This window comes from Nocardia rhamnosiphila NBRC 108938, assembly GCF_000720425.1.
In the GTDB taxonomy this organism is placed as follows: Bacteria; Actinomycetota; Actinomycetes; order Mycobacteriales; family Mycobacteriaceae; genus Nocardia; species Nocardia rhamnosiphila.
Genome location: NZ_JOAJ01000010.1, coordinates 161,875 through 175,834, shown reverse-complemented (window position 1 = coordinate 175,834; position 13,960 = coordinate 161,875). Strand labels below are relative to the sequence as shown.

Sequence of the window (13,960 nt, the reverse complement as noted above, 5' to 3'; positions counted from 1 at the left end):
CGCCCGCCCGGGCGGACAACGAAACCAGAGAAGCGAGGATTGAAATGGGACTGCTCGGTGGTCTGCTGGAACTCGTCGGTAGCGTCGTCACGAACCTCGCCGCTGTGGTCGGTGGCCTCGGCGGCGTCCTCTTCTGAGAGGTCGCCCCGCCGGCGGAGGTGCCCGTGAACACTGCACCTGACGTGCACTTCCGTGCGGGCGAACTCGTTGTGGGATGCCCGCTCCGGACCATCGCCGCGCGGTGACGGCCGGAGCGGGCATTCCGATGTAGCAACCCTTTTCGTGCCGGGCATCTCGGATACGTCCCGGCGCATTCGCGTTCGCTGTGAGGAGTTCAGTTGCTTCTGAGTGTTGTCGGACAGCTCGTCGGCACGGTGCTGGATCTCGTTATCGCGCTGCTCGTTCCCTAGCGGGCCCGCGCGAGGTCGATTGCCGCGCGGCACTGCCCGGGGCCGCGCCGTTCTGATCAGGTCGGAGGTCTGGATGAGCCGCGCCCGGACGGTGTTCGAGCGAGTGGTCTGCGCTGTCGCCGGCGCGGTGACCGTATCGGTCGCCGCACCCTCGATCGGGCCACCCGCGGTCGCCCGTGCCCAGGACGGCGTCGACGTGGCGTTGGCGGAGGCCGGGGGCTGCCCGGGCCTCTTCGTTCTCGGTGTGCAGGGGACCGGCGAATCCACCCCGGATTCCCCGGTGGCCGCGGATGTCGGGCTGCTGTCGCAGGTGCTGGGTCCGCTGACCGAAATGCCGAGCGGGCCGGCCGTGGGCCGCGCCTATGTTCCCTACATGGCCGGTTTCGGCGGCGCACTACCCGGTGCCACCACGGCACCGTATTCCGTCTCGGCGGGTGAGGGGCTGGAACGGTTGCGCGATATGGCGGCCGAGGTCGCCGGGCGCTGTCCGGGTTCTCAGCTGGGATTGGTCGGTTACTCGCAGGGCGCGCATGTCGTTTCGATGTTCGCGCGCGAGGTGGGCACCGGCCGGGGTGCGGTGCCGGCCGGCCGGGTCGCGGCCGTGGCATTGTTGGCCGACCCCACCCGTGCCCCCGGAGCGGCAGTGTTCCCCGGACTGCCGGACGCCGGGCGTCCGGCACCGGCACCCGGTACCACGGGTGCGGAACTGGCGGTGCTGCAAGCATTTCCGCAGCATCCCGCGCCGGGCGGCGGTATCGGGCCACTGCGTGATATCGCGTCGGACTTCGGGGAACTCACCGGCCGGGTCGCCTCGCTGTGCCTGCCCGGTGACCTCGCCTGCGACGCCCCCACCGACGCCCCGCTGCTGCATATGGTGGTCAACATCCTCGGCCAGGCGGAATTGCTCCCGTCGGACCCGGTGGCGGCGCTGGCATCGATCGGCGACGGTTTCTCCGCGACGCTCTCGCGCACCGCGACCGCGGTCGTCACCCACGATCTGCGCGGATACTCCCTGGGCACACTGTCGCTGACACCGGAGAAACCGCTCGGTGTCCGACTCGCCGAAGCCGCCGACCCGCGCTCGAGCAGCGAACCGCAGGCCCGCCAAGCACTGCTGAAACTGGGTACCAGTGCGCTCAACACCCTGCTGGCCATCATCGGAATCGCCCTCGAACCCGCCGAGGTCGCCGGTATCGCCACCGCGCCCGACCCGCTGACCGGTATCGAACGGGCCACCGACGCGCTCGTCGCCGGCGCCCGCCGCCCGCTGCCCCGGCGCACCGTGTTCAATCTGATCAGCAAGTCGTTCAACGCGCTCGGCCAATTGAGCGCCGAGAACGCCGAACTCCTCGACCCCGGACTGTGGCTGCGCTACGCGGATACGGTCCGCAAACACGGCGACTACTTCCACGCCGGCTACACGGCGGACGGCCGGCCTGCCGCCGACGTGGTGCTGAAATGGTTCACCGCGGTCGCCGAAGACCTCGCCACCAATCGCGTCCCCGTACCGTCCCCGGCGCCGCCGGCTCCGGCCGCTCCCGCCCCCGCCGAGCCCGGCCCCGCGCCCGCGCCACCACGGCCGGCGCCGCAGCCTGCCCCGCCCGTCCGCGAGCCGGATATTCGCAATGTGGCGGTAGGCGCCGAATCGCCACCTCGGACGCGCGCGGTCGCCGAGACCGCGGCACAACGATCCCTGCACGGCCTCGCCCCATATCTGCTCGGGCTGGTGCTGCTGGCGGCGGTCTCGGCGGGTACGTGCGGCGCGATCAGGATCGCCCATCGGACGCACGGTGTGCGGTGGGTGGCGGCCGCGGTGCGCGGGCTCTGGTACGAGGGCCGAAAGCGAGCGGCCGAGTTCGTCCAACGAGTAAGGGAGCGGACGTAGCCTTCCCGGCGACCCGGCGACCCGGCGACCCGGCGACCCGGCGACCCGGCGACCCGGCGACCCGGCGACCCGGCGACCCGGCGACCCGGCGACCCGGCGGAATCAGGACCTGTTCGCCGACCACCGTCCGTCCGCTTTCGCCGATTCGATGGCCGCGTAACCCGGCTCCCGCATCCGGCCCGCGGCGATCAAACTCTCGGCCTTGCCCCGGTTGATCGCCGACCACGGGCTCCTGGGTGTGCGCGGGGAGTAGCGCTGGAGGTAGTGGTCGGCGTCGAGGGCGCGGCGGTGGCTGTCGATCCAGCCGTAACAGAGGGCTACGTCCAGGGCCTCGGTGATGGTGACGGTGGGGACGGGTGCGTTCTTCTTGGCGATCTTCAACCAGATCTCGGCGGCGGTGGCGTGGTTGGCCGAAAGCCACCTCGCGTAGTCCTCGGCGTCATCGAAGGTGGCGGCTCGGGTGTGGTCGGCGATGGGCATATGTGGGTCTCTTCCGGCTGGAGTGCGGTGGTCTGTTTCGATCATCCAGCGATAAGTGCGCACCGAATGAGCACTTATTTCCTGGCGCCGCCGTAGCGTTCGATCAATTCCGCGCCCAGCGCCGCGAGCTCACGGCGCACCGAGTCCGGTTCCACGACTTCGACGGTCGCGCCCCAGCCCGCGAGTTGTTCGGCGATCGCCCGCGGTGTGTGCGCGGTGAACCGCACCCGGACGCGCCCGTCGGGCGCGGCTCCGGCGACCTCGCAGTGCCTGCCGTGCCGATCGCGCAGCACCGGCAGCAGCCGTTCGCCGACGAGAACGGTGGCGGATGTGGTCGCGCGGCGCTGTTCCATCTGTTCGACGACCTCGGCCCAGATGGCCGGCAGGTCGAGATCGGCGGGCCGGTGCGCTTCCTGGTCGAGGGGTTCGACGTGCGAGATCCGGTCCAGCCGGAAGGTCCGGCGGCCGTGCTCGGTGCCGGCCAGTAAGTACCAGACGGCGTCCTTGTCGACGAGGCCCCATGGATCGACCACCCGATCGGTGGCGGCACCGGCGCGGCCCCGATACCGCACCGCCACCCGGCGGCGTTGTACTACCGCCTGCTGCAACAGTCGTACCGTCTCGGGGACTTCGCGTTCGGTGCGGCCCCAGCCTGCCGGATCGATCACCACCGCGTCGGCGGCGGCCTCGGCCTCGCCGCGGAAGGTCGCCGGGAGGGCACGCAACAGTTTGCGCAGGGCCGAGCGCGCCTCCGGGACCGCCCCCGCGGACGGGCCGGTGAGCAGGAACAACGCCCGCGCCTCGCCCGCGGTCAAACCGCTCAGATCGGTGCGCGCCCCGCCGACCAGCTGCCAGCCGCCGCCCCGCCCGGGCTGCGGATATACCGGGACGCCGGCGGTCGACAGCGCCTCCAGATCACGGCGCGCGGTCGCCACCGACACCTCCAGTTCGGCCGCGATCTCGGCGGCGGTGACCCGCCCCCGCGTCTGCATGAGCAGCAGGGTGGCTACCAATCGATCGGCTCGCATAGCCCCGATTCTTCCCGGGAAAGTGCTCAGAAGTTGCGCACTTTGCGCGCGAGGATGGTGTCACCAGCTCGAACCACGACCGAGGAGAACAACGATGCTGCGCGGAATGACGACAGTGAACTTCTACGCCGACGATCTGGCGGCCGCCCGGGACTGGTACACGGAATTCTTCGGGACGCCGCCCTACTTCGCGGTGCCGGGGTACTACGAATTCCGGGTGGGCGACTACGAGCACGAATTCGGCCTCATCGACGGCGCGCACAAACCGGAGCGCGCCGAACCGGGGCCGGGCGGTGCGATCCTGTACTGGCACGTCGACGACCTGGCGGCCACCTACGAGCGCCTGCTGGAGTTGGGCGCCACCGAATACGAGCCGATTACCACCCGCGGCCCGGGTTTCGTCACCGGCTCGGTGGTGGACCCGTTCGGGAACATCCTCGGCATCATGAGCAATGCCCACTATGTGCAGGTCTTCGACCGGAAGTAACGCTTTCCGCGTATCCCCGGGCCCGTTTCCGATCAGAACAGGGTCGGTTCGCCGAAGCCGGGGGTGCGTTCGATCGCCAGCAGCTTCGATTTCGTATCGATACCGCCCGGCGCCGAGAAACCGTGCAGGGAATGGTCGGCGGCCAGGACGCGGTGGCAGGGCACGATGAGGGGAATCGGATTGCTGCCGAGTGCCTGACCGACCGCCTGCGCGGCCCCGGCCGCGCCGCAGCGGCGCGCGACCTCCCCGTAGCTGAGCGTGTGCCCGGGGTCGATGGCCCGGGTGACCGCGTACACCGCGCGGTGGAACTCCGGTGGTCCGGTGAGGTCGAGTGGTATCCAGCGCAGATCGTCGAGATCGCCGTCGAGGTGGGCGCGGATGCGGGCGAGCGCCTCGGCGCGCGGGCCGGTGCTCGGCTCGGGGACCGGGCGGGCGTCGCCGCCGCGGAATCCGGTGCCGGGGTCGTGGCCGGGGAGGGAGAAGCGGGCCACGGCGTCCGCCCGCCAGGCGATGGTACAGCGGCCGATCGCGGTGTCGAAATCCGTCGCGTCCAGCGGCGCGACCGCACTGTCCGGCATACCGACAGTCTGCTCGTGCCCACCGACAACCACCGGCGCCGGGGCGGACCGCACCGACCCCGTGACTCGGAGCCGCTGTTGTCATACTGTCAATATGCCCCGCGGGGCTGACACTGGATCGACGACGAACCGAGGTAGGGCGTGAGTACACCATCCACCGCCACCAAGCAGGGCCCGCTCGCGGGCATTCGCGTGATCGAACTGGCCGGAATCGGGCCGGGGCCGCATGCCGCGTTGCTGCTGGCCGATCTCGGCGCCGATGTGGTGCGGGTCCAGCGCGCCGGTCAGCTGCCCGGCGGCGCCGACCGGCCGCAGCTGCGCGGCCGCACGGTCGTGGAGGCCGACCTCAAGGACCCGGCCGATATCGAGAAGGTTCTCGGGCTGGTGGACAAAGCCGACGTCTTCATCGAAGGTTTCCGGCCCGGCGTCACCGAACGGATGGGACTGGGACCCGACGACCTGCTCGAACGCAACCCGCGCCTGGTCTACGGCCGGATGACCGGCTGGGGCCAGGAGGGTCCGCTGTCGGACCGGGCCGGGCACGACATCAACTACATCAGCCTCACCGGCGTCCTGCACGCCATCGGCCGCAAGGGCGAACGGCCGGTGCCCCCGTTGAACATGGTCGGCGATTTCGGCGGCGGCTCCATGTTCCTGGTGTTCGGCATCCTGGCTGCCCTGGTGGAACGCCAGAACTCTGGTAAAGGCCAGGTCATCGATGCCGCGATGGTCGACGGGACGCTGGCGCTGTCGAATATGATCTGGGCCTTCCGCGGTACCGGTGCCTGGTCCTCCGAACGCGGAACCAACCTGCTCGACACCGGTATGTCGTTCTACGACACCTACGAGACCTCCGACGGCAAGTACATGGCAGTCGGCGCGATCGAGCCCCAGTTCTATGCCCAGCTGCTGGCCGGTCTGGAGATCGATCCCGAAGGGCTGCCCTTCCAGATGGACCCGGCCGGGCAGGACACACTGAAGAAACTGTTCACCGAGAAGTTCCGCAGCAAGACCCGCGACGAATGGGCCGCGATCTTCACCGGCACCGACGCCTGTGTGAGCCCGGTGCTCACCTTCGACGAAGCGGGCGAGAACGAACATATCGCCGCGCGCGGTTCGCTCATCGAACTGGACAACGTCACCCAGCACGCCCCGGCGCCCCGGTTCTCCCGCACCCCCAACGGCGTGCCCACCCCGCCGCCCACCGAGGCCACCCCGATCGAAACCATCTGGGCGGACTGAATTCCGCGGGCGGGCCGGTTCATGCCGGTCCGCCACCTCGGTCGAACACCGTCGCCGGAACGATCCGGTAGCGCGAGCCCGGACCCGGTCCGCCGAGTCGGCGCACCGGCGCGACCGCCGGATGGGTTGTGCGAGGCACAGCAGCGGTGGCCTGCCCACAGCCGCACGGACATCGGAGCACGGCCGGATCGCGGACTTCGTATTCTCGGCGGGCCGGTGAACGTCTCACCGGCCCGGCCGGACGCGCGATCCGGGGAGCTTCGGACGCGCGATTCAGAACCAGGTGTTGGGCCGGATGTAGTTGGCCAGGTCCACCAGGGCGTAGCGATGACGGCGGCCGGGGGCGAACCGGGCCAGGGTGCGCAGCCCCGATTCGGTGCCGTCGCGCAACGCGTGCTCGGTGAACGCGACCCCCATGAGCGGTGGCCGGGGCCGCTGCGGCGTATTACCGGCCTGCAACCAGGCCAGTGCGCAGCCCAGCACCATCACCCGCAGTTGGACGGCCCGGCGTTCGTCCGGCGGCAGGGCCTCCACGCGGGCCGCCGCCTCGCGCAGGGTGTGTTCCGGCAGTTCCGCCACGGGTGCGCTGGTGAGCAGCAACAGGACCACGGTCATCCGGGCGGTGGTGAAATAGCGGGAAGAACCCGGCACCTCGTCCAGGGCGGTGACGGCCTCCCGGTGGCGGCCGGCGGCGGTGAGCAGGCGGGCCGAACCGAAAGCCGCGCTCACCAACCCGTGATCGGTACGCCAGGTGGTGGCGTAGAAATTCTCGGCGTAATCGCGCCAGGCGCGGGTCTCGTCCGGTGCCCAGTGCTGGAGTACGAGTTCGGCGGTGGCGGCCAGGGCCAGTTTCGGTGCCAGTTCACCCGGAAGGACCCGCAATACCGCGTCGAACGCCGAATAGGCCTTCTCGTAATCCTTCTCGCGTAAGCCCGCCATGCCCGTGTACCAGTCGATCCGCCAATCCCGGCGGGCGGTGTGCGGTATGGCGTCGAGCAGATCGGTGGCCTCGGTGACGCGGTCCAGATCCAGCAGGATGCGGGCCTCGGCCAGGCGCAGTTCGCGTTCCAGGTTCTCCGGTGCCGCGGCCGGGTCCTCGGCGAGTTGCTCGCGTGCCTCGTGCAGCGCCGCCAGCGCCTGGTCCGGATCGGATTGCAAGGTGTCGGTCAGCCGGGCGGCGGCCGGGTCGGTGCGGGGCAGCAGCGGGATCGGCAGCGCGGCGGCGATATCGGCGGCCGAGAGCAGGGTGTCGCGCGCGATCCCGTCGGCGTAGGCGTCGGTCTGGCCGATCAGTTCCTCGGCGCCGAACGCACTGCGCTGTTTACCGAAAACCGTGGACCGGTGCGGCCGCTCCACCCCGGTATCGAAGGCCAGGATCTCCCGCAACACCCCGGACAGCTGGTCGGCCATGGCTCCGGCGGACGGGAACCGCCGGTCCGGATCGGTATCGGTGGCGCACAGCAGCAACCGGTGGAACGACTCGTACCGGGACAGGATCGGTTCGTCCTCCGGCGCGGGCAGACCGTCGCGGTAGGCGCCGTGTTCGGTCGGCATGTTCAGGGTGAGCACGGCCAGCGTGCGGCCCACCGTGTAGATATCGGACGCGACCGTCGGGCCGGTGCGGGCGATTTCGGGCGCCTGGAAACCGCGGGTGCCGTACAGGTTCCCGTACGCCTCGATCGGTGCGACGGCTCCCAGGTCGAGCAGTTTGACCTGATCCTCGGTCACCATGATGTTGTCGGGTTTGAGGTCGTTGTAGGTGAGCCCGGTCGCGTGCAGATAGTCCAGCGCGGGCAGCACCTCCAAGATGTAGGCGATGGCCTGTGCCACCGGGATCCGCTCGGGCCGTTTACGGTCGTCGAGCATGCTGCGCAGGGAACGGCCGCCCACGTACTCCATCACGATGAAGCCGATCGGCTCACCGTCCGAGAGCAGGTGTTCGACGAAATTGTGGATCTTCACGATGCCCGGATGAGCGACCTCGGCGAGGAACTCCCGCTCCGCCACAGCCACCGCCTGCGCCTCGATATCGTCGGCGTGCAGCAGACCCTTCAGCACCACCCAGCGGTCACTGACATTGCGGTCCACGGCCAGATAGATCCAGCCCAGCCCGCCGTGCGCGAGGCAGCCCTGCACCTCGTACTGCCCGGCCACCATATCCCCGGGACTCAGCGTCGGCCGGAAATCGAAGGCGGCGCCGCAATTCGGGCAGATACCGCGAGTGGTGGCCGGACCGCTCGCGCTCGCCCGGCCCACCGGTTTGCCGCAGCGCCAGCAGAACCGTTTGCCCTCCGCGACCACCGGATCGGTCAGGACCGCGGCGACCGGGTCGGCGGCTTCGACGGGCGGTATCTCGACCAGGCCGGCGACCAGGGTGCGCACCGTGGGCCGGGACCGCACGGTGCGGCTGCTGCGGCCGGTACGCAGCTGGGAACCGCTGCCGCGCCCGGAACTCCCGGTGGACCCCGAGCCCGTCCGGACACCGGTGCCCGCGGACGCCACGGCCGCCGCGGTGCCCGGATATGCGGCGGTTCCCGCGACTGCGGCGGTCTCCGGGGAGTTGGCGGTTTCCGCGACTGCGGCGGTTCCCGGGGAGTCGGCGGTTTCCGCGACTGCGGCGGTTTCCGGGGAGTCGGCGGTATAGGCGGCGGCAACGGTTTCGATGTGCACGTCGGAACGGGCGCCAGGGGTCTCGTTCGGATCGCCGGCCGGACCCGCGTCGGCAGCAGTTTCCGCGTATGCGGCCGTACCGGCTATGGCGGCGGTTTCCGGGGGCGCGGCGGTATCTGCGGCGGTGGTTTCCGGGTGGCCGGCCGCGCCCGCTTCGGCCACGGCTTCCGTGTATGCGGCCGTATCTGCGCCGCCGGCATTTGTCGATTGCGCAGCGGTACCCGCGCCGTCGGCGGTTTCCGGATAGCCGCCGGTGCCCGCATCGGCGATGGTTTCCGAATATCCGGTGCTCTCCACAAGGGGTTCCGAATAATCGGGCATACCCGCGACGGATTCCGCGTGCCCGGCCGTGCCCGCTCCATCAGCGGTTTCCGAGTGTGCGGCGGTGCCCGCCGCGGCGGTGGTTCCCGGACCCGTGACGGACCCGGAAGTGCCGTGATCGTCGCGCACGCGGCCCGCCCCGAGCCGGGTGGCCGCACTGGGCTGCCCGTCCGGTTGCCGGAGGCGGGCGGCGTCGACGGCACGGGTCGGGGGCGGCTCCGGGACGTCCCCGGAGCCGGACCGGTCGACCGACTCGTCCGTCGTCACGGCGATCAGTCCCGATAGGACGGCGGCGGGGGTCCGGGGGAGGGGCCGAGGGCCGAGAGCCACTGGTTGTAGAGGCGGTTCCAGGTACCGTCCGCGCGGATCCGGTCGAGGGTGCCGTTCACGAAGCGCACCAGGTCGTCGTCGCCCTTGGGAATGCCTATTCCGTACGGTTCTTCGCTGATACTCGGGCCCACCAGCTCGGTGTACGGGTCCTGTTCGGCCAGTCCGGCCAGGATCGCGTCGTCGGTACTGACCGCGTCCACCTGCCGCTGCTGCAGGACCACCAGACAGTCGGCCCAGGTGGGGACGGTGAGAATCGATGCCTGGGGCTGGATCCGGCTGATCTGCTCGAGCGAGGTGGTGCCACGGATCGTGCACACCCGCTTGTTCGCCAGATCCCGCAAGCTCTGGATTCCCGAATTCTGTACGGCCAGCACCCGCTGGTGCGCCTTCAGGTACACGGTGGAGAAGGACACCCTGGCCAGGCGGGCGCAGGTGATGGTCATGGTCTTGACCACCATGTCCACCCGGTGCTCGATCAGCGCCGCTTCCCGCTCCTCGGAACCGAGACTGCGGTATTCGATCTTGTCGGGATCGCCGAACAGGTCCCGGGCCACCTCGCGGGCGATATCGGCGTCGAAGCCGACGATCACCCCACTCTCGGGATCGCGGAAGCTGAACAGGTTGCTGCCGGTGTCCAATCCGACCACCAGCCGGCCACGGGCCCGGATCCGGTCCAGTACCGGGCCGGTCGCGCCGGGGCCGGTGGGACGCAGGCCGGCGGTGGGATCACCGCAGTTGGTGGGTTCGTAGGGCAGGGGCAGCGGGCCGTCGGCCTCCATCGCCGTCGCCTGCGCGGGCAGGGGCGGCTCGGAGTAGTCGCTGTGCGCTACCTCGTGGTGCGGGCCCGGGCCGGTGGCGCACCCGGCCAGGAGCAGCGCGGTACACGCCACCCCGACCCGCAGCGGCCACGATCGCCGCGACGGCCGGGGGGCCGCCGGTCGGATCGGGTTTCGCGCAAACCTCATCGATACTCCCGCAGTCTTGGCCAGATGCCGAAGGCGATGTACGCCGCGGCGGCGAAGCCGAGGATCAACGCACCTGGTGCCAGATAGTCGAGTACCCGGGCGCTGTGGAAAATATTGCTGCGTAGCGTGTCCCGGGTCTCGGTGATCCCGTTACCCAGCGCGATGTCCAGAGCTTCCACATGAACGGTAGCGTTCTCGGCGCCCGGCGCGGTGGCGATCGCGGCCGCACGGGCGAATTCGCCGCGGTTGAGTGCCTCGTTCATCCGCTGGTGCGCCGCCAGCCAGTGCAGTAGCGCGGCCCGCGCGTCGGCGGTCGCCCGGTCGGTGTGCCCGGCGAGCAGTTCGTTGAGCCGGGTGATGTTGGCGTCGAACGCGTGATCGTAGTCGCCGGTGGTGTCGCGGCGTACCAGTTTGAGTGTTTCCGCCGAACGCGCCTGCTGGGCCAGGATCCGGCTCTCGGTGAGCCGGGCGGCGGGCACCGTCCCGTCGGCCCGGCCGCTGGACATCGCCACCGAGGAAACGGATCCGGCGATCACCGTCCACAACATCAGCGTGAGCAATGCGCCGGAGGCCAGCAGCAGACCCGGGTTGAAGGTGCGGTGCCACCGCCGGGCCAGCAGCCGTTGCGCCCACACCAGCGCGAGCACGGCGACGACGAGCAACACGATCGCCGACCACGGCGGCCGGACGTGCCGGTCCTGGGCGGTGTCGACCGCGGCCGCGCGCCGCACGTACAGCTGTTCGGCGGTCGGCAGCAGCACCGTCTGCATCTCCGACGACGCCTCGCTCAGATAGGCCGCCCCGACCGGGTGGCCCTCCCGGTTGTTCGCCCGCGCGGTCTCCACCAGACCCGAGTACACGGGTAGTCCCGACCCGATACCCATCCGCTGCAGAACGTCCTGGGGGTCGTCACCGGACAGCGTCACCAGATCGGCACCCGCTTCCCCCAGCGCCTGGCTGTAGCGGTCGCGCACCTGCTCGGGTTCGAGGCCGCCGGAGATGAACGCCGTGGCCGCGGCGGCGTCGGCCACCGAGAGCGCGGTGTAGAGCCGATGTGCCGCGTTCGCATCGGGTTCGGTGTGGGCGAGCAGCACGTCGAGGTCGCTCTGACGGTCGTGCACGGCGCCCGCGGTGATCACCCCCGACCCCATGGACAGCACGATCAGCAGGAGCCCGACGCCGAGCAGCCGCCCGGGCGACGATTGGGCGAACAGGCGTAACCGTGCCGGATTCAACCACTTCCAGGCCTGCGCGAGCCGGGGGCGGACGACCCGCGCCCGCCCGCGGGCGGGCGCCGGTTCCGGGTGGGCCGGGTCGGGTTCGGATACCACCCGATCCACCGCCAACCGCGTCATGTCCACCCTCCAACTCTGGGCGCCGTGTGCGCTGCATCGCTCCGCCGGTGCCGCGCGAGATCGCTCACACCGCTGCCATGAGCGTATTCGGTATTGTCCACGCGCGCGCCCCGACCTCCACAACGCACCACCCACCACCACCGGTGGGGCAGGATGGAGGCAACGGTCGACGAGGGCGGTGCGAGATGCGTGGTGACGGTGACGGGTGGTCCATAAGCCCCGGTGGTGTGCGGCACTGGGGCCTGTTCGGTGCGGCCGGCTTGCTGCTGCGTGCCCCGATCGGCAGCGGTGGTTCGGCGGTGCTGCTGCAGCATCGCGCGCTGTGGAGTCACGAGGGCGGGACCTGGGCGCTGCCCGGCGGGGCCCGCGACAGCGACGAGTCGGCGGTGCACGCGGCGGTCCGTGAAGCCGATGAGGAGGCCGGTATCAAGGCCGCGGATATCCGGGTGCGTGCCGAACGGGTCACCGCCACCGCCCTGAGCGGCTGGACCTACACGACGGTGATCGCCGATGCGGGCAAACCGCTGCCGGTGCGCCCGAACATGGAGAGTGTGGAACTGGCGTGGGTTCCGGAGGACGAGGTGGATCAGCGTCCGCTGCACGCCGGGTTCGCGCACGCCTGGCCCGGTTTGCGGGCCACCTTCGCCTGGATGGACCCGGGAGAGTGTCCGGCGGCGGACGCGGCGGAGCTGGCCGCGACCCTGCCGCGCACGGTCGATTTGGGTGCGGAGTTCGTCTGGTTGCACGCCGAACCCGACGGGCCCGGTGACCGCGCGGTGCTGCTGAACCCGCCGTACCCGCCGGAGAATCCGGAACCGAGCGGGTCCCCGCATCCGGCGGGCGAGGCGGACGATCCGGAGGCCGGGCTCGGTGCGGCCGCAGACGCGGAGGCCAGGGTGCTGGGCATTCCGCGCAGCGCGGTGCTGGGATCGGAGCGCTGAGTTGGGAAACGGCGCGGAGGAGGCCGCGCGGCCGTATGTGCTGCTGTCGGTCGCCATGAGTGTCGACGGCTATATCGACGATATGGAGCCCGAACGCCTGCTGCTGTCCAACGACGCCGATTTCGACCGGGTGGACGGTATCCGTGCCTGGTCGGACGCGATTCTGGTGGGAGCCGAGACGCTGCGGCGCGATAATCCGCGGTTGCTCGTACGCGATGAGTCGCGGCGCGCACAGCGGATCGCCGCGGGCCGGCCGGAGTACCCCCGCAAGGTGACGGTGACCGCGCGCGGCGAACTGGATCCGGAGGCTCGTTTCTGGCGGTCCGGTACCGCCGAGCACGCCCCGCTCGTCTACACCACCGACGCGGGGGCCCGGCGGCTGCGCGACCGGTTGACCGCACCGGCCGAGATCGTGGCCCTGGGCCCAGAACTCGAATTCGGTCCCTTGCTGGACGATCTCGGCGCCCGGGGCATCGGGCGGTTGATGGTAGAGGGCGGCGGCCGGATCCACACCGCGTTCCTGTCCGCCGGACTGGCCGACGAACTACTGGTCGCGGTCGGGCCCACACTCGTCGGCGATCCCGCCGCCCCGCGGTTCCTGCATCCCGCGCGGTTTCCCGGCGGTTCCACCCATCGGATGCGCCTGGTCGAGGTGGAGCGGCTCGGGGATGTGGCAGTGTTGCGATATCGACCTCAGGCGTAATCTCCGCATCCGCCCCGGCCATGCGCTCTCGCGTACCCGCGCATCCACCTTCGGCCGTGCGCGGACCGTGGACGGGTTACGCCCGACAGCGCCATCTAGGAGGCCCGGTGCCCGAACCCGACCACCACTACTGGATGAACCGGGCGATCGATCTCTCGCGCCGGAGTCCGCAGGCACCCGGTGCTTTCTCGGTGGGCGCCGTGATCGTCGCCGACGGCGCCGAAATAGCCACCGGCTATTCGCGGGAAACCGACCCGAAGGTGCATGCCGAGGAATCCGCCCTGGACAAACTGGATCCGCACGATCCGCGGTTGCGGAAGGCCACCCTCTACAGCACCCTGGAGCCCTGCTCGGAGCGGGCGACCAAAACGCGGCTGCCCTGTACCGATCGCGTGCTCGCCGCCGGTATCCCGGTGGTGGTGATCGCGTGGCGTGAACCGTCCACGTTCGTCGAGAACTGTGTCGGAGTGGAGAAACTGCGCGAGCACGGGGTGCGGGTACTCGAACTCCCGGAGCTGGCCGAGGCCGCCATGGCGGTGAACCGCCACCTCGATCTGTCCTGAAC

At 70.4% G+C, this 13,960-nt stretch carries 12 protein-coding genes; 6 read left to right on the top strand and 6 right to left on the bottom strand.

Annotated elements, in window-relative coordinates; all coding sequences use genetic code 11:
- Positions 1 to 483 precede the first annotated feature (483 nt).
- Entirely contained in the window at positions 484 to 2,295 is a 1,812-nt protein-coding gene (locus tag IG75_RS0130325; protein ID WP_051715135.1) for a cutinase family protein, read from the top strand.
- A 102-nt stretch (positions 2,296 to 2,397) separates the two neighbouring features.
- On the opposite strand, the gene IG75_RS0130320 is transcribed toward IG75_RS0130325, so the two are convergent.
- The gene (locus tag IG75_RS0130320) at positions 2,398 to 2,775 is read right to left on the bottom strand and encodes a YdeI/OmpD-associated family protein (protein WP_051715132.1); all 378 of its coding nucleotides are present in this window, start codon (positions 2,773 to 2,775) and stop codon (positions 2,398 to 2,400) included.
- Between the two features lie 74 nt (positions 2,776 to 2,849).
- Positions 2,850 to 3,803: a helix-turn-helix transcriptional regulator gene (locus IG75_RS0130315; protein ID WP_030524767.1), complete on the bottom strand. Its 954-nt coding sequence runs from the start codon at positions 3,801 to 3,803 to the stop codon at positions 2,850 to 2,852.
- A gap of 94 nt (positions 3,804 to 3,897) precedes the next feature.
- Between IG75_RS0130315 and IG75_RS0130310 the strand changes: the two genes are divergently transcribed.
- On the top strand, positions 3,898 to 4,290 hold the full coding sequence (locus IG75_RS0130310) for a VOC family protein (protein ID WP_030524766.1): 393 nt from the start codon (positions 3,898 to 3,900) through the stop codon (positions 4,288 to 4,290).
- 32 nt (positions 4,291 to 4,322) lie between these two features.
- Here the strand turns inward: IG75_RS0130310 and IG75_RS0130305 are convergent, their stop codons facing one another.
- Positions 4,323 to 4,868, bottom strand: coding sequence for a methylated-DNA--[protein]-cysteine S-methyltransferase (locus IG75_RS0130305; protein ID WP_030524765.1), 546 nt, complete (start codon positions 4,866 to 4,868; stop codon positions 4,323 to 4,325).
- 141 nt (positions 4,869 to 5,009) lie between these two features.
- Here IG75_RS0130305 and IG75_RS0130300 point away from each other — a divergent pair, with 141 nt between their 5' ends.
- A complete protein-coding gene (locus IG75_RS0130300) occupies positions 5,010 to 6,110 on the top strand; it encodes a CaiB/BaiF CoA transferase family protein (RefSeq protein WP_030524764.1) in 1,101 nt (366 codons plus the stop codon).
- A gap of 273 nt (positions 6,111 to 6,383) precedes the next feature.
- Here the strand turns inward: IG75_RS0130300 and IG75_RS0130295 are convergent, their stop codons facing one another.
- The 3 genes from IG75_RS0130295 to IG75_RS0130285 are packed head-to-tail and all read right to left on the bottom strand — an operon-like array spanning position 6,384 to position 11,751.
- Positions 6,384 to 9,368, bottom strand: a complete 2,985-nt coding sequence (locus tag IG75_RS0130295) for a serine/threonine-protein kinase (protein ID WP_425600714.1) — start codon at positions 9,366 to 9,368, stop codon at positions 6,384 to 6,386.
- Between the two features lie 5 nt (positions 9,369 to 9,373).
- Positions 9,374 to 10,396, bottom strand: a complete 1,023-nt coding sequence (locus tag IG75_RS0130290) for a glutamate ABC transporter substrate-binding protein (RefSeq protein WP_051715128.1) — start codon at positions 10,394 to 10,396, stop codon at positions 9,374 to 9,376.
- Positions 10,393 to 11,751 carry a hypothetical protein gene (locus tag IG75_RS0130285; protein WP_030524761.1) on the bottom strand — a complete coding sequence of 453 codons (1,359 nt, stop codon included), beginning with the start codon at positions 11,749 to 11,751 and terminating at the stop codon, positions 10,393 to 10,395. The genes IG75_RS0130290 and IG75_RS0130285 overlap by 4 nt, the downstream gene beginning before the upstream one ends.
- A gap of 185 nt (positions 11,752 to 11,936) precedes the next feature.
- Here IG75_RS0130285 and IG75_RS38595 point away from each other — a divergent pair, with 185 nt between their 5' ends.
- The 3 genes from IG75_RS38595 to IG75_RS0130270 all read left to right on the top strand — a co-directional run bounded on the left by IG75_RS38595 (position 11,937) and on the right by IG75_RS0130270 (position 13,958).
- On the top strand, positions 11,937 to 12,692 hold the full coding sequence (locus IG75_RS38595; protein ID WP_081877238.1) for an NUDIX hydrolase: 756 nt from the start codon (positions 11,937 to 11,939) through the stop codon (positions 12,690 to 12,692).
- Between the two features lies 1 nt (position 12,693).
- Positions 12,694 to 13,395 (top strand): RibD family protein, encoded by a 702-nt coding sequence (locus tag IG75_RS0130275; protein WP_036515567.1) that lies wholly within the window; start codon positions 12,694 to 12,696, stop codon positions 13,393 to 13,395.
- A 107-nt stretch (positions 13,396 to 13,502) separates the two neighbouring features.
- Positions 13,503 to 13,958, top strand: a complete 456-nt coding sequence (locus IG75_RS0130270) for a deaminase (protein ID WP_030524758.1) — start codon at positions 13,503 to 13,505, stop codon at positions 13,956 to 13,958.
- Positions 13,959 to 13,960 lie beyond the last annotated feature (2 nt).

Bases quoted from the DNA above. Each gene is read 5' to 3' on its own strand.
- IG75_RS0130305 (WP_030524765.1), bottom strand. From the start codon at position 4,868: ATGCCGGACAGTGCGGTCGCGCCGCTGGACGCGACGGATTTCGACACC.
- IG75_RS0130325 (WP_051715135.1), top strand. From the start codon at position 484: ATGAGCCGCGCCCGGACGGTGTTCGAGCGAGTGGTCTGCGCTGTCGCC.
- IG75_RS38595 (WP_081877238.1), top strand. From the start codon at position 11,937: ATGCGTGGTGACGGTGACGGGTGGTCCATAAGCCCCGGTGGTGTGCGG.
- IG75_RS0130285 (WP_030524761.1), bottom strand. From the start codon at position 11,751: ATGACGCGGTTGGCGGTGGATCGGGTGGTATCCGAACCCGACCCGGCC.
- IG75_RS0130310 (WP_030524766.1), top strand. From the start codon at position 3,898: ATGCTGCGCGGAATGACGACAGTGAACTTCTACGCCGACGATCTGGCG.
- IG75_RS0130320 (WP_051715132.1), bottom strand. From the start codon at position 2,775: ATGCCCATCGCCGACCACACCCGAGCCGCCACCTTCGATGACGCCGAG.
- IG75_RS0130290 (WP_051715128.1), bottom strand. From the start codon at position 10,396: ATGAGGTTTGCGCGAAACCCGATCCGACCGGCGGCCCCCCGGCCGTCG.
- IG75_RS0130315 (WP_030524767.1), bottom strand. From the start codon at position 3,803: ATGCGAGCCGATCGATTGGTAGCCACCCTGCTGCTCATGCAGACGCGG.